Genomic DNA, 20553 nt, shown 5'->3' on the forward strand with positions numbered 1-20553 from the left:
CGTTACTACTAGGGCATGTGGTCACGAACGGCGCCTTGTCACGATCTGCCGACTATCATCGAACAGGCGCAAGCGTGGCATACACATGCAGCACGACCCTGACACACGCATCTCTCCTATATAAAAGCCAAGCCAAGCGGAGTACCACAGATGGCGTTCTTCACCGCAGCCAGCAAGTCCGACTTTCAGCATCAACTGCGAGCGGCACTGGCTCAGCACATCAGTGAACAGGCACTGCCACAAGTGGCGCTGTTCGCCGATCAATTCTTCGGCATCATTTCCCTCGACGAACTGACCCAGCGCAGGCTGTCCGACCTGGCCGGATGCACGCTGTCAGCATGGCGTCTGCTCGAACGCTTCGAACACAGCGCCCCTCAGGTGCGCGTCTACAACCCCGATTACGAGCGTCACGGCTGGCAATCCACCCACACCGCCGTCGAGGTGTTGCACCACGACCTGCCGTTCCTCGTCGATTCGGTCCGCACTGAACTGAATCGCCGCGGTTACAGCATCCACACGCTGCAAACCACCGTCTTGAGCGTGCGCCGGGACGAAAAGGGCCAACTGGTCGAACTGCTGCCAAAAGGCACGACCGGTGACGACGTCCTGCAAGAATCGTTGATGTACCTGGAAATCGACCGCTGTGCCAACGCGGCCGAGCTGAACGTGCTGGCCCGCGAGCTGGAGCAAGTGCTGGGCGAAGTGCGGGTTGCCGTCGAAGACTTCGAACCGATGAAAGCCAAGCTGCATGAGCTGCTGGCCGGCGTCGATGCCATCGACTACAACGTCGATCCGGACGAGAAGGCCGAGGTCAAAGTGTTCCTCGAATGGCTGGTGAACAACCACTTCACCTTCCTCGGCTACGAAGAGTTCACGGTCGAGGGTGGCGCCGAAGGCGGCCAACTGACCTACGATCCGTCGTCCTTTCTTGGCCTGACCAAACTGCTGCGTGCCGGGCTCACCACCGAAGAGCTGCACATCGAAGGCTATGCAGTGAACTACCTGCAGGAGCCGACCCTGCTGTCGTTCGCCAAGGCCGCCGCGCCAAGCCGCGTGCACCGTCCGGCGTATCCGGATTACGTGTCGATCCGCCAGATCGATGCCAGCGGCAAGGTCACCAAGGAATGCCGCTTCATGGGCCTTTACACGTCGTCGGTGTATGGCGAAAGCGTGCGCGCGATCCCGTACATCCGCCGCAAGGTCGCCGAAGTCGAGCGTCGTTCCGGCTTCGACGCCAAGGCCCACTTGGGCAAAGAGCTGGCGCAAGTCGTTGAAGTGCTGCCCCGCGACGATCTGTTCCAGACCCCTGTGGATGAATTGTTCACCACCGTCATGTCCATCGTGCAGATCCAGGAACGCAACAAAATCCGCGTGTTCCTGCGCAAAGACCCGTATGGCCGCTTCTGCTACTGCCTGGCTTACGTGCCGCGTGACGTCTATTCCACCGAAGTGCGCCAGAAGATCCAGCAGGTGCTGATGGAGCGCCTGAAGGCCAGCGATTGTGAGTTCTGGACCTTCTTCTCCGAGTCGGTGCTGGCCCGTGTGCAGTTGATCCTGCGTGTGGACCCGAAAGTCACCCTCGACATCGACCCGCAACAACTGGAAAACGAAGTCATCCAGGCCTGCCGTTCGTGGAAGGACGACTACGCCAGTCTGGTCATCGAAAGCTTTGGCGAAGCTCAGGGCACCAACGTGCTGGCTGACTTCCCGAAAGGCTTCCCGGCCGGTTACCGCGAGCGTTTCGCCGCGCATTCCGCTGTGGTCGACATGCAGCACCTGTTGAATCTGTCCGAGACCAACCCGCTGGTCATGAGCTTCTATCAGCCGCTGTCGGGCGACAAGGCACAGCTGCATTGCAAGCTGTACCACGCCGACACCCCGCTGGCGCTGTCCGACGTGCTGCCGATTCTGGAAAACCTCGGCCTGCGTGTGCTGGGTGAATTCCCGTATCGTCTGCGTCACACCAACGGTCGCGAGTTCTGGATACATGACTTCGCTTTCACCTACGGCGAAGGCCTGAAGCTGGACCTGCAACAGCTCAACGACACGCTGCAGGACGCCTTCGTCCACATCGTCCGCGGGGAAGCGGAGAACGACGCGTTCAACCGTCTGGTGCTGACCGCCGGGCTGCCATGGCGTGACGTGGCGCTGCTGCGCGCCTATGCCCGCTACCTGAAACAGATCCGTCTGGGCTTCGACCTGGGCTACATCGCCAGCACGCTGAACAACCACGCCGACATTGCCCGTGAGCTGACCCGGCTTTTCAAGACCCGTTTCTACCTGGCGCGCAAGCTGTCCGGTGGCGATCTGGACGACATGCAGCAGCGTCTGGAAACCGCGATCCTCTCGGCCCTGGACGACGTTCAGGTGCTCAACGAAGACCGCATCCTGCGTCGCTACCTTGACCTGATCAAGGCGACCATGCGCACCAACTTCTACCAGACCGACGCCAACGGCCAGAACAAGAGCTACTTCAGCTTTAAGTTCAATCCGCGGCTGATCCCCGAGCTGCCGAAGCCGGTACCGAAGTTCGAAATCTTCGTCTACTCGCCACGCGTCGAAGGCGTTCACCTGCGCTTCGGCAACGTCGCCCGTGGTGGCCTGCGCTGGTCGGACCGCGAAGAAGACTTCCGCACCGAAGTCCTGGGTCTGGTCAAAGCCCAGCAAGTGAAGAACTCGGTGATTGTGCCCGTGGGCGCGAAAGGCGGGTTCCTGCCCCGTCGTCTGCCGACCACCGGCACCCGCGACGAGATTCAGGCTGAAGCGATCGCCTGCTACCGCATCTTCATTTCGGGCCTGTTGGACATCACCGACAACCTCAAAGAGGGCGCGCTGGTTCCGCCTGCCAACGTCGTGCGCCATGACGACGATGACCCGTATCTGGTGGTCGCGGCGGACAAGGGCACCGCCACCTTCTCCGACATCGCCAACGGCATCGCCATCGACTACGGCTTCTGGCTGGGCGACGCATTCGCTTCCGGTGGTTCGGCAGGTTACGACCACAAAAAAATGGGCATCACCGCCAAGGGTGCGTGGGTCGGCGTTCAGCGCCACTTCCGCGAGCGCGGCATCAATGTCCAGCAGGACAGCATCAGCGTGATTGGTGTCGGCGATATGGCCGGTGACGTGTTCGGTAACGGCCTGTTGATGTCCGACAAACTGCAGCTGGTGGCGGCATTCAACCACCTGCATATCTTCATCGATCCGAATCCGGACCCGGCCAGCAGCTTCGCCGAGCGTCAGCGTCTGTTCGACCTGCCGCGTTCGGCCTGGACCGACTACGACACCAGCATCATGTCCGAAGGTGGCGGTATCTTCCCGCGCAGCCTGAAGAGCATCACCATCACCCCGCAGATGAAAGCGCGTTTCGATATCAGCGCCGACAAACTGACCCCGACCGAGCTGATGCACGCATTGCTCAAGGCGCCGGTTGACCTGCTGTGGAACGGCGGCATCGGCACCTACGTCAAGGCCAGCACCGAGAGCCACGCCGACGTGGGCGACAAGGCCAACGACGCCCTGCGCGTGAACGGCAACCAGCTGCGCTGCAAGGTGGTGGGCGAGGGCGGTAACCTGGGCATGACCCAACTGGGCCGCGTCGAATTCGGCCTGCTGGGCGGTGCGACCAACACCGACTTCATCGACAACGCCGGTGGCGTGGACTGCTCCGACCACGAAGTGAACATCAAGATCCTGCTCAATGAAGTGGTGCAGGCCGGTGACATGACCGAGAAGCAGCGCAACCTGCTGCTCGAAAGCATGACCGACGAAGTCGGCAATCTGGTGCTCGGCAACAACTACAAGCAGACGCAAGCCCTGTCGCTGGCGGCCCGTCGTGCCTATGAGCGCATTGCCGAGTACAAGCGCCTGATGAGCGACCTGGAATCCCGTGGCAAGCTGGACCGCGCCATCGAGTTCCTGCCCGCCGAAGATCAGATCGCCGAGCGCGTCGCCGAGAAGCAAGGCCTGACCCGCGCCGAGCTGTCGGTGCTGATCTCGTACAGCAAGATCGACCTCAAGGAAGCGCTGCTGGAGTCCCGCGTCCCGGACGATGATTACCTGGCCCGCGACATGGAAACCGCCTTCCCGCCGTCCCTCGGCGCGAAGTTCTCGGACTCCATGCGGCACCACCGTTTGAAACGTGAAATCGTCAGCACCCAGATCGCCAACGACCTGGTCAACCACATGGGCATCACCTTCGTGCAGCGACTCAAAGAGTCGACCGGCATGAGTGCGGCCAACGTGGCCGGTGCCTACGTGATCGTGCGTGACATCTTCCACCTCCCGCACTGGTTCCGTCAGATCGAGGCGCTGGACTACAAGGTTCCGGCCGAAATCCAACTGGCGCTGATGGACGAACTGATGCGCCTGGGCCGTCGCGCCACCCGCTGGTTCCTGCGCAGCCGTCGCAACGAACTGGACGCCGGCCGCGACGTCGCGCACTTCGGGCCGCACCTTGCAGCGCTAGGCCTGAAGCTGGACGAGCTGCTCGAAGGTCCGCCGCGCGAAGTGTGGCAGGCGCGTTATCAGGAATACGTCGAAGCGGGCGTACCTGAGCTGCTGGCACGGATGGTCGCGGGCACCACGCACCTGTACACGCTGCTCCCGATCATCGAAGCCTCCGACGTCACCGGCCAAAATGCGGCAGACGTGGCGAAGGTGTACTTCGCGGTCGGTGGCTCGCTGGACGTGACCTGGTACTTGCAGCAGATCAGCGCATTGCCGGTGGAGAACAACTGGCAGGCCCTGGCGCGTGAAGCGTTCCGGGATGACATCGACTGGCAGCAGCGGGCGATCACGGTCTCCGTTCTGCAAATGCCTGACGGTCCTGCGGACGTGGAGGAGCGCCTCAATCTGTGGCTGGAGCAGCACGCCTCGATGGTCGAGCGCTGGCGCGCCATGCTGGTCGAACTGCGTGCAGCGAGTGGCAACGACTATGCGATGTATGCCGTGGCCAACCGTGAGCTGCTGGATTTGGCCATGAGTGGGCAGACGGCTGTGGTTTGAGCCGTTAGCTGAGTGGTAAAGAGAAGCCCCGGGTCGAGAGATTCGGGGCTTTTTTGTGCATGGCTTGATTACGTAAAAGATTCGCTTGATGGGCCACATGGATGCGCTTTACGCCATTCGTGAGCAAGCTCACCCCCACATTTTTTGCAACGTGCCATGGTCTGATAAACCGACTGGTGGGCTTTGATTCATGGCACTGGATCTTAAGCGAAAGCAACAAGCCGACAACGGGGTCTTTCAGGCTGCGGCACGATGCAAAAGATCCGGGAGTGAGCGTGCTCACGAAGGGCCCGCAGGGCATCTCTGTAGCGCCATCACGTCACCCATTTCTCCCTCCCAAGTCAGATCCTCAAACCCGCCTCTGTAGTCCCTTTCTGAAAACCTCGCAGTCCCCCCTTTTTGTGTTTCAGCGCCCAGACAGACGCGTTTCAACCCCCTAGATTCCGCGTTTTTTTAGCGCGGAACACGGAATGTCAGACGCCCTTTGGGCTGCCCGTCAGGGCGATGCCCTTGCTCACACCTCAGTCCTGGCCGACGTGTTTGGCGGTGCCCTCGAAGTGGTTGCCACCGTGGCAGTCGGTGCGCTGGTCACCTCCGCAATCGTGGCCGCTGCAGGGGTGACGGTTGCCACGGGAGGACTAGGCGCCTGCGTCCTGGCCGCAGTGGTGGGCGTGGCGGTGACCGTGGGCATGCAGGTCACGGGCGCGGACAGCCATCTGAGCGAACTCTGCCAGGGCCTCGCCAACGACCTGTTCCCGCCCACGGTCTGCGCGTACATCAGCAGCGGCTCCCCCGACGTGTTCATCAATGGCCTGCCCGCCGCACGGGCTGCGGGGGCTATTGCCGACGCGCCGCCTGATTTGCCCGAGGACGCAGCGCCCGAAGGCACGTTTCTCGACATGGCCGCTGGTTTCTTCTCCGAGCTGTGGCGACCCACCGTCGCGACCCCCGATCCCGCCGCCGTACCGCTGCCCAATGATCAGATCACCTGCGGCAAACACCCCGGCACCCCAGGCCAATACCTCGCCGAAGGGTCGAGCACAGTGTTCATCAACGGCCAGCCCGCCGTGCGCAGCGGCGACCGCAGCACCTGCGACGCCACGGTGGTGGCCTCCGGGCTGATTTCCCCCAACGTGCGCATTGGCGGCGGCAAGGCCGTGGTGCGGACCGTCCGCAGCGGCAAGACGCCGGGGATTGGGCTGGCCGTTTCGGCGTTGATGCTGCTGCGCGGACGACCTGTGAAATTCGTCAGCAACCTGCCGTGCCTGCTGATCGGCGGTGCCGCGGGGTATGCCGTTGGCGCGGTGGCCGGTGCGCTGGGCCGAGCGGTCTCAGGGTCGCCGAATCCGGTGCACGCCGGCACTGGCGCCAAGGTCCTGGGCGGTGCTGAAGAGCTGGACTTCGTGCTGCCAGGCGTGCTGCCGATCGAGTGGCAGCGCTTTTACAGCAGTCGGGATGCGCGGCGCGATGGGCTGTTCGGCGCCGGATGGAGCGTAGCGTTTGAAGTCGCTGTCGAGGTCGAGGCCCTCGCAGAAGGTGGCGAACGACTGACGTATGTCGACGAACAGGCACGGCGCATCGACATGGGCACGCTGGCGCCGGGGAGCGCAGTGTTCAGTCCGGGCGAAGGCTTGGCGGTCAAGCGGCATAACGATGGGCGGGTGCTGATCGAGAGCGAAGACGGGGTGTATCGGCTGTTCGAGCCCAACCTCGTCCATCCCCCTCGCCTGCGCCTGAGCCAACTCGGCGACCGCAACGACAACCGTATTCATCTGCTGTACGACGCCGACGGACGTCTTGCACATCTGCACGACACCCTCGATGGGGTGCGCGTGAGGTTGGTCTATTCGCCGCAGTGGCCGACGCGGGTGGAACGTGTCGAGCGGGTGTTCGACGACGCCTCCTCAGAGGTATTGGCGTCGTACGCCTATGACGATCAAGGCGATCTGAGTCGGGTGCGCGACGCGCTGGGCAAGGTGCAGCGGCGGTTCAGGTATGACGCCCATCAGCGCATGGTCGAGCATCAGTTGCCCAGCGGGCTGCGATGTTTTTATGAATGGGCACTGGTCGAGGAGCGCGAGTGGCGCGTCGTGCATCACTGGACCGATGACGGGGATGAATACCGCTTCGCTTATGACCTGAGGGCTGGTGTCACTGTCATTACCGACGGTTTGAATCGCCGCAGCGTTCGACACTGGAACGCCCAACACCAGATCACCAGGTGCACCGATTCCCTTGGCCAAACGTGGCAGTTCTCCTGGAACGACGAGCGTCAGCTACTCAGCGCCACTGACCCGCAGCAAGGCCGGTGGACCTTTGCCTACGACGAAGCGGGCAACCTGACGTCAACCGAGGATCCCCTTGGGCGCATCGAGTCCACCCACTGGCTGGAACACTGGTCGCTGCCAAAGGTGGAGATCGACGCCGCCGGCCACTCGTGGCAGTACCGCTACGACGCACGGGGCAATCGCACCCACGAAGTCGATCCCCTGGGGCATGTCACCCGTTATCGCTTCGACGAGCGCGGGCGGGTCATCGAAATTCTTGATGCCAGCGGCAAACGCAAAACCCTGCGCTGGAACGAGTTCGGGCAACTGACCGATTACCTGGACTGCTCGGGTTACAAGACTGAATTTCGCTATGACCGGCGCGGGTTTCTCGACCGGCGCACCGATGCCCTCGGCGAGCGCACGCAGTACACGCATGACGCGCAGGGCCGTCTGCAACTGCGCGAATCACCGGTCGGCCGCGTCGAGCGTTTTCTGCATGACGGCAGCGGTTTGCTCATCGGTTATGTCAACGCCGCCGGGGAAATCACCCGCTACGGGTACGACCGACGCGGACGGTTGCGGCGGCGTCAGGATCCCCACGAGCGCTCGGTTGAGTATCGCTACGACGCCTATGGCCGACTCGAAACGCTGACCAACGAAAACGGCGAACGCTACGGGTTTGCCTGGGATGCGGCGGATCAGCTGATCGCCCAGCAGGAGCTGGACGGCAGCCAACGCCAGTATCGATACGACGCGCTGGGCAATGTGGTCGGCATCACCCACGTGGCGGGTCAGGACGCCATCGTTCACACCTTCGAGCGCGATGCCGTCGGGCGTTTGATCGCAAAAGTGACCGACGATGGCCGCACGGCGTATGCCTACGACGGGCTTGATCAGCTACTCAACGCCGAGTTTACGTCCCTCGACGGTGAGCAAAGCCACGTCAGCTTTGTCTATGACGCCCTTGGCCAACTGCTCAGCGAAACGACCGAATCGGGCACCGTCCTTCACCGCTACGACGAACTCGGCAACCTGATCCAGACCCAAACCCCCGACGGGCGCTGGATCAACCGCTTGCTCTACGGCAGCAGCGGCCACCTGCACCAACTCAACCTCGACGGCCAGGTGGTTTGCGATGTCGAGCGCGATCGCCTGCACCGCGAAGTGCTGCGCACCCAGGGCCAGCTCCACACCCGCAGCGCCTACGACCGCAGCGGCCGCCTGCATTCACGCGCCCGCCGACACGACAGCCGCCCGCGGCCTTTGCCCGCCGACAGCACAAAAACCTACGAATACGACCTGACCGACAACCTCATTGCCCGTGTCGAGCAGCAGCGGCATGGCGAACATCAGACCCTGTACGGCTACGACTCCAGCAGCCGGATCATGACCGCTCAGGACAGCGTCAGCCGGTTACTGGAGCGGTTTGCCTACGACCCCGCCGCCAACCTGGTGGGCGGCGAATCCGCCAAGACACGGGTCACCCATAACCGATTGCTGACCTGGCAGGACAAGCACTACCGCTACGACAGCTTCGGACGCCTGAGCGAAAAACGCAGTATCCGGCGCGGCCTGCAACGCTTCGTCTACGACGCCGAAAGCCGCCTCATCGAAGTGCAAAACCCCGACCGCCACGTCGTGCGCATGACCTACGACCCGCTGGGCCGGCGCATCGGCAAGACCCTGCACCACCCCAACGGCCAGATGCTTAGCGAAACGACATTCATCTGGGACGGCCTGCGTCTGCTGCACGAAGCGCAAAACGGCCTGCCCACCCTGTACCTCTACGCCGACGACAGCCACGAACCCCTGGCCCGCGTCGACGGCCGAGGCGAACACCAGACACTGCGCTACTACCACAACGACCTCAACGGCCTGCCCGAACAACTTACCGAACCCGACGGCCACCTCGTCTGGCACGCCCGCTACCTGGCTTGGGGCAACACCACACAAGAAACCCGCGAGCCTCACTTCCTCGAACAGCAGAACCTGCGCTTTCAGGGCCAATACCTTGATCGCGAGACCGGACTGCACTACAACACCTTCAGGTACTACGACCCGGACATAGGCCGCTTCACCACCCCCGATCCGATCGGATTGGCGGGCGGACTGAACCTGTACCAGTACGCGCCGAACCCGGTGGGGTGGGTAGATCCGTGGGGGTGGAGTTGTGTTCGGGTTCGGCATTACACGAGTCGAAATGGTCTAAAGGGAATTAAAGAGAGCGGATATATAAAAGCGAATGACAACAATAATGTCTACCTTGAACTCGCGAGTAGGAAACCTCTGAACGAAGTGGCCGTGAGAGACAAATACCAGCTCGACAAGAATAAGGGGCGTGACTATGTGGAAACTGACGCGCCCGAGGAATTACTCAAATGGGTGAGAAATCCCAGATATCACAGGCTCGAGTTAACTGTTAAAGGTGATTTGCGGCTAAGCAATCCTGAGTTTATTAAAAGGAAATGAAATGCTAGACAAAAATGAGATGATCGAACTTTCCGGTGGCGAAGCCATACTAATCATTAAAGAGGTTGAATATTTGTTAATCTCCTTAAATAAGATTGCTGAATATTACTATAACGACGAACGCACTATATCCATCGAGCAAACGGGGATTGACTACGCACTTGAAACGACACGCTTTATTGATCAAAGTCAAATAACGCGTCGATTGGCCAAGATTAGGCGGATAGTTTCGGAAAAGTTTGATAACACGCTGGGTAGCGATGATATGGATGACATTGAGCGGGAATTAGAGATAATGAAATACTGGGAGCGGCCTGGGGACTAGTTTTTAGGCATGGCGCGAAGATATATCTAAGCAAGAGGTTGCCAGGCAGTACAGAGGCACAATTGGATACAACTGCGGCCTGAATAATTTTGGAGTGCCAATATGGGCATGATAGACATTGTTTCCAGAAATTATTTCTTAAAGTATCTATATCCGAACGGCCTGATTGACGACCTGTTAATCGGAAGACTGGGATTCGATTGCGAAAATAAATTTTGTGTCAATTTTCATACGAAACAGCAGCCAGCCATTGAGGTAAAAAAATGGGGAATTTGGGGAAAAAACTATGACGTCATAGTGATCTGCCTACAGGGCCAATGGGTGAAAGATGTGGCCATTTCGAATTGGGAGCATATTGATTTCGCCCCGGTAACTTGGAGTATTGATGGAGATAATAAAACTTTTCGTAGCCGTGGAGATGGGTGGGAGGTATCTCTGACCTTCGGAGACTTGATTTTCCAGGGATGTCGAACTTACATTTGGTAAATCGACCTCACATAGGCCCAAGACCATTGCACTCTCCCAAAGGCTTATAAGTATAATAGACTTCATTTATCATGATATTTTTTGAGGAGATTATATTCTAAAGCGCTATCAAATAGAGTTAGCGTTGGACAATTCTGCTTGAAAGATGCTGGCAACTTGGGGCCGCGATTGGTTGCACTATTACGGTAGATAGGGTCGTGGAACAGATGATGGAGTTCCCCGTATCACCTCATGAAAACTCTCGACCCATTTGCTGGACAGTGGATGTGCTTTATTTATTGTGTATTCAATATTTCCCTATACGGGTGAAACGTTAGTCGCAATTGATAGTTTGATGCATCAACATATGAAAAAACGCAGGCGCTGTAGGTGTTTTCTATCGGGTGGTAGATTCTATCGATAAAATCAAGCGTTGGTGAATGGCTTTACTTGTTACCATGCCGACGAACGCCGTCAGGGCTTACTTTATTTGATACATAAAAAACCCCGCCGAAGCGGGGTTCTTTCAACGCGGTGTTTCGATCTTACGCTTGAACAACCGGGATGTTGGCGTTCGCGGCGGATTCACGGAACTCGGCGATTTGGTCGAAGCTCAGGTAGCGGTAAACGTCGGCAGACATGCTGTCGATTTTGCCCGCGTAGACCATGTACTCCTCGACGGTCGGCAGGCGACCCAGGATCGAAGCGACGGACGCCAGTTCGGCCGACGCCAGGTAGACGTTGGCACCATCGCCCAGACGGTTCGGGAAGTTACGGGTCGAGGTCGAGACCACGGTGGCGTTCGGGTTGACGCGTGCCTGGTTACCCATGCACAGCGAGCAGCCTGGCATTTCCATGCGTGCGCCAGCCTTGCCGTAGATGCCGTAGTAGCCTTCTTCGGTCAGTTGGTGAGCGTCCATTTTGGTCGGCGGCGACAGCCACAGACGGGTAGGCAACTGACCTTTGACTTGATCCAGCAACTTACCTGCGGCACGGAAGTGACCGATGTTGGTCATGCACGAACCGATGAACACCTCGTCGATTTTCTCGCCAGCAACGCTGGAGAGCAGACGGGCGTCGTCCGGGTCGTTCGGCGCGCAGAGCACAGGCTCTTTGACGTCGGCCAGGTCGATTTCGATGACTTCAGCGTATTCCGCGTCTGTGTCGGCTTCCAGCAGCTCAGGATTGGCAATCCAGGCTTCCATCGCCTTGGCGCGGCGTTCCAGTGTACGTGGGTCGCCGTAGCCTTCCGCGATCATCCAGCGCAGCAGGGTGATGTTGGAGTTCAGGTACTCGGCGATCGACTCTTTCGACAGTTTGATGGTGCAACCGGCGGCCGAACGTTCTGCCGAAGCGTCGGACAGTTCGAAGGCTTGCTCGACGGTCAGGCTTTCCAGACCTTCGATCTCCAGGATGCGACCCGAGAAGGCGTTTTTCTTGCCTTTCTTCTCGACAGTCAGCAGACCTTTCTGGATCGCGTAGTACGGAATGGCATGAACCAGGTCACGCAGGGTAACGCCCGGTTGCAGCTTGCCTTTGAAGCGGACCAGGATCGATTCCGGCATGTCCAGCGGCATGACGCCGGTGGCGGCGGCGAACGCAACCAGGCCGGAACCGGCCGGGAACGAAATGCCGATCGGGAAACGGGTGTGCGAGTCACCACCGGTGCCGACGGTGTCCGGCAGCAGCATGCGGTTCAGCCAGCTGTGGATAATGCCGTCGCCCGGACGCAGCGAAACGCCGCCACGGGTCATGATGAAGTCAGGCAGGGTGTGGTGAGTCTTGACGTCGATCGGCTTTGGATAGGCCGCGGTGTGGCAGAAGGACTGCATCACCAGATCAGCGGAGAAGCCCAGGCACGCCAGGTCTTTCAGCTCGTCGCGGGTCATCGGACCGGTAGTGTCCTGAGAACCGACAGTGGTCATCTTCGGTTCGCAGTAGGTGCCTGGACGGATGCCGTCGGTGCCGCACGCCTTGCCGACCATTTTCTGCGCCAGGGTGAAACCCTTGGTGCTGGCAGCCGGGACTTCTGGCAGTTTGAACAGGGTCGAAGGCGGCAGGCCGAGTTCGGCGCGCGCCTTGCTGGTCAGGCCACGGCCGACGATCAGCGGGATACGACCGCCCGCGCGGACTTCGTCCAACAGCACAGGGGTTTTCAGTTCGAAAGTGGTGATCACTTCGTCGCTGTCATGCTTGGTGACTTTGCCTTCGTATGGGTAAACGTCGATCACGTCGCCCATGTTGATGTTCGACACATCGAATTCGATCGGCAGCGCGCCCGCATCTTCCATCGTGTTGTAGAAGATCGGTGCGATTTTGCTGCCGAAGCAGAAGCCGCCTGCGCGCTTGTTCGGCACGTAAGGGATGTCGTCACCGAAGAACCACAGCACCGAGTTGGTGGCGGATTTACGCGAGGAGCCGGTACCGACCACGTCACCGACGTAAGCGATAGGGAAGCCCTGGCCGCGCATTTCTTCGATCTGCTTCATCGGCCCGATGGCGCCCTGCACGTCAGGGACGATGCCTTCACGAGCCATCTTCAGCATGGCCAGGGCGTGCAGAGGGATGTCAGGGCGGGACCAGGCATCCGGTGCAGGCGACAGGTCGTCGGTGTTGGTTTCGCCGGTGACCTTGAACACGCGCAGGCTGATTTTGTCAGCCAGGGTCGGACGCTTCTGGAACCACTCGCCATCGGCCCAGGACTGCATCACGCCTTTGGCATGTGCGTTGCCGTTCTTGGCTTTTTCAGCGACGTCGTGGAAGGCGTCGAACATCAGCAGGGTGTGCTTCAGTTGCTCGGCAGCGACCGGCGCCAGCTCGGCGTCGTCCAGCAGTTCGACCATGGTCACGATGTTGTAGCCGCCCTGCATAGTGCCGAGCAGTTCTACAGCGCGTTTTTTATCCAGCAGAGGGGAGGAGACTTCGCCCTTGGCCAGAGCGGAGAGGAAACCGGCTTTGACGTAGGCAGCTTCGTCAACGCCCGGCGGAACGCGGTTGGTGATCAGATCAAGGAGGACAGCTTCTTCGCCAGCCGGTGGGTTCTTCAGCAGCTCGACCAGGCCTGCGGTTTGTTCGGCGTTAAGCGGCTGGGGCACGATACCCTGGGCGGCACGCTCTTCGATGTGTTTACGGTAGGCTTCAAGCACAGTATTACCCTCATCAGTGGTCCCAAATGGGTGTCCGGGACGCTCATCCGGAGAAAGTCCGCAGCCGTGCGCTCTGAAGCTTTTCGGGTTCGGGGGCAGGCAGCTGACGATCTCCAACAGAAGCTGTTTTCAAAGTTTTACGCCTGCATGAACGGTTCGGGGGAGGGGACGCAGGGCAAGCCTGCGTCATGGAACCGACTGCGGGGTGAGCTCTCTATAAGAGCCTGACTGTGCTCGTGACGCTTTGAAAACAGCTTCCAACGGACATTGGCGCCTTAAAAGGCCCGGTGATTCTACGGCAAAAAAAGGCGGAAGGTAAGTTAGCCCCTACATCTTCGGGGGTGTATGGCTTTAGACAAAGGGCTAACATGCGGGCTTGTTTCGTCCGCTGCCGTGTTTCCCCGCCATGCCCAATCACATCATCAAAACGCCCTGCGTGGGCCTGTGTTCTACCGTTTACGGGGATCTCGTGTGCCGTGGCTGCAAGCGTTTTCACCATGAGGTGATCCACTGGAACGGTTACACCGAGGACGAGAAACGCGCGGTCTGGCTGCGTCTCGAACAACTGCTGGTGCAAGTGATGGCGGCGAAAGTCGAGGTATTCGACCCCGGACTGCTGCGTCAGCAGCTTGAGCAACGCAAGATTCGTTTTGTACCGCAGCAGTCTGAATACTGCTGGGCGTACCAGCTGATTGCCCGCGGGGCGAGGGTAATCAACAACGTCGAGGCGTACGGCATGGCGCTGTTGCCTGAATTCAGAGGCTGGAGTCTGCCGGAATTGCGCGATGCCATCGATCGGGAATTTTTCCTGCTGTCCGAAGCCCACTATGAACGCTACATCGCGCCGAATTTCTTGAAAGATGCGATGGGCGAAAGCTGATCCGAACCCTTCTTCTGACGCTGTTTGCGACGCATGCTGCTTCAACGAGCAGCGCGGCGTAACCCCCTGTCCGCGCCGCAGTTCCGGTAGCGTCTCAGGGAGGCGGCGGCGGGTGTTGACCGGCGTCATCGGATTTACCTGCAAAGAGGCTGGTTCTGCGCCCCGAGCCCCGTATAATGCTGCGCCTCGCTCAGTCAGCCAGTCGTGAAACCATGCAGCTTTATCCCGATATCGACGCCTTCCTGCTTTGCCCGACCCCGGATGCCTGGGTTCAGGCCGCCTTGCAGAATCTGGACATCCTGCTGATCGACCACGCGAACAATGAAAAGAAAGCCGCCGGGGCGGCGTTTCAGTTCATGTTCCAGTACAACGACAAGTTCGACCTGCTGGCGAAGATGTCGCGACTGGCGCGCGAAGAGCTGCGTCATTTCGAACAGGTCATCAGCATCATCAAGAAGCGCAACATTCCCATGGCCAACATCAGCTCGGCACGCTACGCCGGGTCGCTGCGCAAACTCGTTCGCAATCACAACCCATACCGATTGACCGACGCGCTGATCGTCGGCGCTATCGTCGAAGCCCGCTCTTGTGAGCGTTTTGCCGCACTCGTGCCGCACCTGGACGCCGAACTGTCGAAGTTCTACGCCAGTCTGCTGAAGTCCGAAGCCCGGCACTTTCAGGATTACCTGAAACTCGCTTATCTGTACGGCGACGAAGCGGACGTTGCGGCGAAGGTCGAAGAAATTCGTCTTGCCGAGCGCGAGCTGATCGAAAGCCCGGATGAGGATTTCCGGTTTCACAGCGGCGTGCCCGCCTGACCAGCATCTATTGGTAGGCGCCGGCTTGCTGGCGAATGCGGTGCATCAGCCTCCAACGGGTTGATCGGCACGCCGCCTCCGCTTGCGAGCCGGCGCCTACACCAGATCTTCACCACCTCTTGTTCTCTGCACATTCCCCTACCCGACGAGCACATTCGTCAGAAACTCCGCATCCTGAAATTTGTTTCATTGTGTGTTTACTGCTTAGGCAGTAATATCCGAGTCATTCGCTGCCTAGGCAGCTAATCGGTGACTATCAATGGCGCACTTCACCCCTGAAAATTTTCAGAACAGTCTGCTTGGCATGCTGATTGGCCGAGCTGAACAGCTGAAAAATCGCATACTCGACAAATTGCTCGAACCCTATGAACTGACCGCCCAGCAATTCAAGGTGCTGCTCATCGTGGCGCTGTACGGCGCAGAGACGCCGGCAGATCTGTGCCGCGCCTTGTGCCTGGACAGCGGTTCCATGACCCGCATGCTTGACCGTCTGGAACAGAAAGACCTGTTGGTTCGCACCCGTTGCGAGTCCGACCGGCGCCAAGTGCGTTTGGTCTTGACCGACGCCGGTAAGGCGCTTTCTGACCTACTGCCGCAGATTGGCGCCTGCGCCATGAATGAGATGGTCGGCGTGCTGGAGCACGACGAACTGGTGACGTTGGAACGCTTGCTGACCAAGGTGCTGGTCGCGGCGGCGGATCCGATCACCCTTGCCCGGATGGCCGCCAAATGAACATTCGACTACAGCAGGGCTCGGCCTTGCGCACCTCATTCAGTCTTCTGTTCGCCGCGCTGGTTCTGGCAGGCTGCGCCAATTCCAAAGGCCTGAGCACCGCAGGCGTCGGCATCGATGCTAACCAATTACAGGCCGGACGCAGCCTCAGCGGCATCACTCTGTCGCCCGCGGCCTGGCCGAAGCGCGACTGGTGGACCCGTCTTGGCGATCCTCAACTAAACGGTCTGATCACCGAAGCCCTGCGCGACAGCCCCGACATGCAGATCGCCGCCGCGCGCGCCCATCAGGCCAATGCGGCGGCCTACGCCGCCGACGCCGAGCGCATGCCGACCGTAGACGCCGATGCCAGCATCAGCCGTTCGCGTCTGGCCAGGGATCAGGACCCGACGGGGTCGGGCAATCGTTACAGCACTCTGCGCAGCCTGGGTGCCAGCTTCAATTACAATTTCGACCTGTGGGGCGGCCAGCGGGCGGCCTGGGAAGCGGCACTGGGCCAGGCCCGGGCTGCCGAAATCGACCAGCGCGCGGCGCAGTTGACCCTGGCTGCCGACGTCGCCCGCGCCTACAGCGATCTCGGTCAGGCCTACATCGTTCGCGATCTGGCGGCCGACGATCTGAAGCGCACCGGGCAATTGCTGGAGCTGGGCGCTCGTCGCTTCAAATCCGGCATCGACAGTGAGTACCAATATCAGCAGACCGAGAGCCTGGAAGCAGGCTCCCGTGAAGCGTTGGTGGACGCCGAAAAACGCCTGCGCACTGCCAAGATCACCTTGGCGGTATTGATGGGCAAAGGACCGGATCGCGGCGAGGAGCTGGCGCGGCCCAGCGTTTTGAAACCCGCCGTCGTCGCGTTGCCGTCGGTTGTGCCCGCCGAATTGTTGGGTCGTCGCCCGGATCTGGTGGCTGCCCGCTGGCGTGTCGAGGCCGCCAACAAAGACATCGCTGCAAGCAAGACCAACTTTTATCCGAACCTGAACCTGAGTGCGTCGGCGGGTGTGGAGTCGTTGCTGGGCGACGCAATGTTCGGCTCGGCGAGCCGCTTCTTCAATGTCGCGCCGACCGTTTCGTTGCCGATTTTCGATGGCGGTCGTCGGCGGGCCGACCTCGATGCCAGAGATGCCGATTACGACCTGGCCGTCGCGCAGTACAACAAAAGTCTGGTACGGGCGTTGGGCGACGTCAGCGACAACATCGGCCAGCTGCGCGCGATCGGCAGTCAGGTCGACGCCCGCCAACAGGCCACTGACGTTATTCAAAAGTCCTACAACACCGTCGTTCAGCGCTATTCATCAGGCATCGGCAATTACCTCGACGTGTTGAGCGTCGAGCAGCAACTGCTGCAATCGCAACGCCAACTGGCTGATCTCAACGCGGAACGCATCGATCTATCGATTCAGCTGATGCAGGTCCTGGGGGGAGGCTTCGAAGAAAGCAAGCCCGGCGAAAACGCCGCCCCGGCCGTCCCATCAACTGCGTCGCTGACTCATTAAGGTAATCGTCATGGCCAACGCCGATAGCGAAAACAACACTGCAAACGAACAAAAGAACGACGCCCAACAACCGAGCGAGCAGAAGGCTCAGGGCGAGCAGGGCGGTCAGAAAGATAAAGGCGATCAGAAGGCCGCGCCCGGTCAGCCGCAGAAAAACCCGCGCAAACGCAAGCTGCTGCTGTTCGGCCTGCTGATCATCGTCATCCTCGCCGGGGTTGGCGTCTGGGCCTGGTATGAGATTTACGGCCAGTTCTACGAAAGCACTGACGACGCCTACGTCAACGGCAACGTGGTGGAGATCACGCCGCAGACGACGGGCACCGTGGTCAGCATCGGGGCCGACGATGGCGATCTGGTTCGCGAAGGCCAGGTTTTGGTGCAGTTCGACCCGAATGATGCCGAAGTCGCGCTGCAAAGTGCCGAGGCGAATCTGGGCAAGGTGGTGCGTCAGGTACGCGGTCTTTACAGCAACGTCGACGGCATCAAGGCGCAATTGGCGGCGCAGCGCGCGGAGGTCAAACGCGCCCAGGACAACTACAATCGTCGGCGCAATCTGGCGGCGGGTGGGGCAATTTCCCAGGAAGAGCTGTCCCACGCGCAGGATGACCTGACCAGCGCGCAAAACGCCCTCAACAACATCCAGCAGCAACTGGTGACCAGCACCGCACTGGTCGACGACACCAACGTGGCGTCGCACCCCGACGTCAAGGCTGCGGCCTCGCAACTGCGCCAGGCTTACCTGAACAATGCGCGCGCCACGTTGATCGCCCCGGTGACCGGCTATGTCGCCAAGCGCACCGTGCAATTGGGCCAGCGTGTTCAACCAGGCACCGCACTGATGGCCGTGATCCCGCTGGATCAGGTGTGGATCGACGCCAACTTCAAGGAAACCCAGCTGGGCAAAATGCGCATCGGCCAGCCGGTAGAGATCGAGGCCGACCTCTATGGCGGTGACGTGAAATACAGCGGCACCGTGGACAGTGTCGGCGCCGGGACCGGCAGCGCCTTCGCCCTGCTGCCTGCACAGAACGCCACCGGTAACTGGATCAAGATCGTGCAACGGGTGCCGGTGCGGATTCACATCAACCCCGACGAGTTGAAGCAAAACCCGTTGCGTATCGGCCTGTCGACGGTTGTCGACGTGAACCTGCACGACCAGAGCGGCCCGGTGCTGGCGCAACAACCGCCGAAGCAGGCGTCGTTCACCACCGATGTGTACGTCAAGCAACTGGCCGACGCGGACACCCTGATCGCGCGCTTGATTCATGAGAACAGCGCGTCCGGTCCCGACAAGGCCGCTCAGCGCTGACCCGCCAATCCATCGGCCCCGATCGTCACGTCGGGGCCACGTCCGAGATTCAAAGGATTCGCGATGAGTAACAACGCTCCCGCTTCTTTCACGCCGCCCAGTCTGGTCTTGAGTACCATCGGCCTGTCGCTGGCGACGTTCATGCAGGTGCTCGATACCACCATTGCCAACGTGGCGTTGCCGACCATTTCCGGCAACCTGGGGGTGAGCTCGGACCAAGGCACTTGGGTCATCACCTCATTCGCGGTCAGTAACGCCATTGCCTTGCCGTTGACCGGTTGGCTGAGCCGTCGCTTTGGCGAAGTGAAGCTCTTTATATGGGCGACGCTGCTGTTCGTGATCGCTTCGTTTCTCTGCGGTATATCGACTTCAATGCCTGAGCTCGTGGGGTTCCGCGTGGTGCAGGGGTTGGTCGCGGGGCCGCTGTACCCGATGGCGCAGACGTTGCTGATCGCGGTCTACCCCCCAGCGAAACGGGGGATGGCGTTGGCACTGCTGGCGATGGTCACGGTGGCGGCGCCGATTGCGGGGCCGATTCTGGGCGGCTGGATCACCGACAGTTATGCCTGGCCGTGGATCTTCTTCATCAACGTGCCGATTGGCCTGTTCGCCGCTGCCGTGGTGCGTGCGCAACTGGCGGCGCGTCCGGTGAACATCGTCCGGCAACCCATGGATTACATCGGGCTGATCACTCTGATCATCGGTGTCGGGGCCTTGCAGATCGTGCTCGACAAGGGCAACGACCTGGACTGGTTTTCGTCGAATTTCATCGTCATCGGTTCGGTGATTTCAGCCATTGGCATAGCGGCCTTCATCATCTGGGAATTGACCGACGAGCACCCGGTGGTGAATTTGCGGCTGTTTTCGTTCCGCAACTTCAGGGTCGGGACCATTTGTCTGGTGCTGGGCTACGCGGGCTTCTTCGGGATCAACCTGATTCTGCCGCAATGGTTGCAGACGCAGATGGGCTATACGGCAACCTACGCAGGGTTGGCAGTGGCGCCGTTGGGGATATTGCCGGTGCTGCTGTCGCCGTTCGTAGGTAAATACGCGCCAAAGTTCGACCTGCGGTTGTCGGCCGGCATGTCGTTCCTGGTGATTGGCGCCAGTTGTTTCATGCGCTCGAATTTCACCAGTCAAGTGGATTTCTACCACATCGCGATGGTGCAACTGTTCATGGGTGCAGGGATTGCGGTGTTCTTCATGCCGACCCTGAGCATCTTGCTGTCGGACCTCCCGCCGTCACAGATTGCCGACGGCTCGGGGCTGGCGACGTTCCTGCGTAACCTGGGCGGCAGCTTCGCGGCATCGCTGACAACCTGGATCTGGATTCGCCGGGCCAACATGCACCACGCGTACCTCAGCGAAAATGTGAACACCTACGAACCGACCACGCGCCACGCGCTCGACATGCTCGGAGGCCCAAGCACTCAGGCCTACGCGCAGCTCGACAGCATGGTCACCAGCCAGGCCTACATGATGTCCACGGTGGACTACTTCTACATGATGGGTTGGGGATTCGTGGCGCTGATTCTGGTCATCTGTCTGGCCAAACCGCCGTTCGCCGCCAAGGCCGGACCGGGGGCGGGGCATTAATGCACAAATCATTGTAAGAGCGCGCTTGCCCGCGATGTCGGT

11 protein-coding genes are annotated in these 20553 nt (G+C 60.1%); 10 read left to right on the plus strand and 1 reads right to left on the minus strand.

Going from position 1 to position 20553, the window contains the following annotated elements; translation table 11 throughout:
* Positions 1-150: 150 nt before the first annotated feature.
* From B3N48_RS07035 to B3N48_RS07050, 4 genes are all read left to right on the plus strand, one after another.
* The gene (locus B3N48_RS07035) at positions 151-5007 is read left to right on the plus strand and encodes an NAD-glutamate dehydrogenase (protein WP_296181161.1); all 4857 of its coding nucleotides are present in this window, start codon (positions 151-153) and stop codon (positions 5005-5007) included.
* A 470-nt stretch (positions 5008-5477) separates the two neighbouring features.
* Positions 5478-9746: an RHS repeat-associated core domain-containing protein gene (locus tag B3N48_RS07040; protein ID WP_296181164.1), complete on the plus strand. Its 4269-nt coding sequence runs from the start codon at positions 5478-5480 to the stop codon at positions 9744-9746.
* A gap of 1 nt (position 9747) precedes the next feature.
* A complete protein-coding gene (locus tag B3N48_RS07045) occupies positions 9748-10071 on the plus strand; it encodes a hypothetical protein (RefSeq protein ID WP_296181166.1) in 324 nt (107 codons plus the stop codon).
* Positions 10072-10173: 102 nt separating this feature from the next.
* A complete protein-coding gene (locus tag B3N48_RS07050) occupies positions 10174-10557 on the plus strand; it encodes a hypothetical protein (protein ID WP_296181168.1) in 384 nt (127 codons plus the stop codon).
* A 524-nt stretch (positions 10558-11081) separates the two neighbouring features.
* Here B3N48_RS07050 and acnB read toward each other — a convergent pair.
* A complete protein-coding gene (gene acnB, locus B3N48_RS07055; RefSeq protein ID WP_296181170.1) occupies positions 11082-13682 on the minus strand; it encodes a bifunctional aconitate hydratase 2/2-methylisocitrate dehydratase in 2601 nt (866 codons plus the stop codon).
* A gap of 406 nt (positions 13683-14088) precedes the next feature.
* On the opposite strand from acnB, the gene B3N48_RS07060 reads away from it, so the two are divergent.
* The 6 genes from B3N48_RS07060 (at position 14089) to B3N48_RS07085 (ending at position 20511) form a co-directional block, all read left to right on the plus strand.
* Entirely contained in the window at positions 14089-14562 is a 474-nt protein-coding gene (locus tag B3N48_RS07060; protein ID WP_296181173.1) for a DUF1289 domain-containing protein, read from the plus strand.
* A gap of 212 nt (positions 14563-14774) precedes the next feature.
* Entirely contained in the window at positions 14775-15380 is a 606-nt protein-coding gene (locus tag B3N48_RS07065; protein ID WP_296181656.1) for a tRNA-(ms[2]io[6]A)-hydroxylase, read from the plus strand.
* 259 nt (positions 15381-15639) lie between these two features.
* Positions 15640-16113 (plus strand): MarR family winged helix-turn-helix transcriptional regulator, encoded by a 474-nt coding sequence (locus B3N48_RS07070; RefSeq protein ID WP_296181176.1) that lies wholly within the window; start codon positions 15640-15642, stop codon positions 16111-16113.
* Positions 16110-17606 carry an efflux transporter outer membrane subunit gene (locus tag B3N48_RS07075; protein ID WP_296181179.1) on the plus strand — a complete coding sequence of 499 codons (1497 nt, stop codon included), beginning with the start codon at positions 16110-16112 and terminating at the stop codon, positions 17604-17606. Before B3N48_RS07070 ends, B3N48_RS07075 begins: the two co-directional genes overlap by 4 nt.
* Positions 17607-17616: 10 nt before the next feature.
* On the plus strand, positions 17617-18915 hold the full coding sequence (locus B3N48_RS07080; protein ID WP_296181182.1) for an efflux RND transporter periplasmic adaptor subunit: 1299 nt from the start codon (positions 17617-17619) through the stop codon (positions 18913-18915).
* A gap of 63 nt (positions 18916-18978) precedes the next feature.
* Positions 18979-20511: a DHA2 family efflux MFS transporter permease subunit gene (locus B3N48_RS07085; protein WP_296181185.1), complete on the plus strand. Its 1533-nt coding sequence runs from the start codon at positions 18979-18981 to the stop codon at positions 20509-20511.
* Positions 20512-20553 lie beyond the last annotated feature (42 nt).

The organism is Pseudomonas sp. UBA1879 (assembly GCF_002338065.1).
Lineage (GTDB): Bacteria > Pseudomonadota > Gammaproteobacteria > Pseudomonadales > Pseudomonadaceae > Aquipseudomonas.

Excerpts from the sequence above, each read along its gene's own strand:
- B3N48_RS07060 (WP_296181173.1), top strand. The coding sequence starts at position 14,089 with ATGCCCAATCACATCATCAAAACGCCCTGCGTGGGCCTGTGTTCTACC.
- B3N48_RS07050 (WP_296181168.1), top strand. The coding sequence starts at position 10,174 with ATGGGCATGATAGACATTGTTTCCAGAAATTATTTCTTAAAGTATCTA.
- B3N48_RS07085 (WP_296181185.1), top strand. The coding sequence starts at position 18,979 with ATGAGTAACAACGCTCCCGCTTCTTTCACGCCGCCCAGTCTGGTCTTG.
- B3N48_RS07065 (WP_296181656.1), top strand. The coding sequence starts at position 14,775 with ATGCAGCTTTATCCCGATATCGACGCCTTCCTGCTTTGCCCGACCCCG.
- B3N48_RS07045 (WP_296181166.1), top strand. The coding sequence starts at position 9,748 with ATGCTAGACAAAAATGAGATGATCGAACTTTCCGGTGGCGAAGCCATA.
- B3N48_RS07080 (WP_296181182.1), top strand. The coding sequence starts at position 17,617 with ATGGCCAACGCCGATAGCGAAAACAACACTGCAAACGAACAAAAGAAC.
- B3N48_RS07070 (WP_296181176.1), top strand. The coding sequence starts at position 15,640 with ATGGCGCACTTCACCCCTGAAAATTTTCAGAACAGTCTGCTTGGCATG.
- B3N48_RS07040 (WP_296181164.1), top strand. The coding sequence starts at position 5,478 with ATGTCAGACGCCCTTTGGGCTGCCCGTCAGGGCGATGCCCTTGCTCAC.
- B3N48_RS07035 (WP_296181161.1), top strand. The coding sequence starts at position 151 with ATGGCGTTCTTCACCGCAGCCAGCAAGTCCGACTTTCAGCATCAACTG.
- B3N48_RS07075 (WP_296181179.1), top strand. The coding sequence starts at position 16,110 with ATGAACATTCGACTACAGCAGGGCTCGGCCTTGCGCACCTCATTCAGT.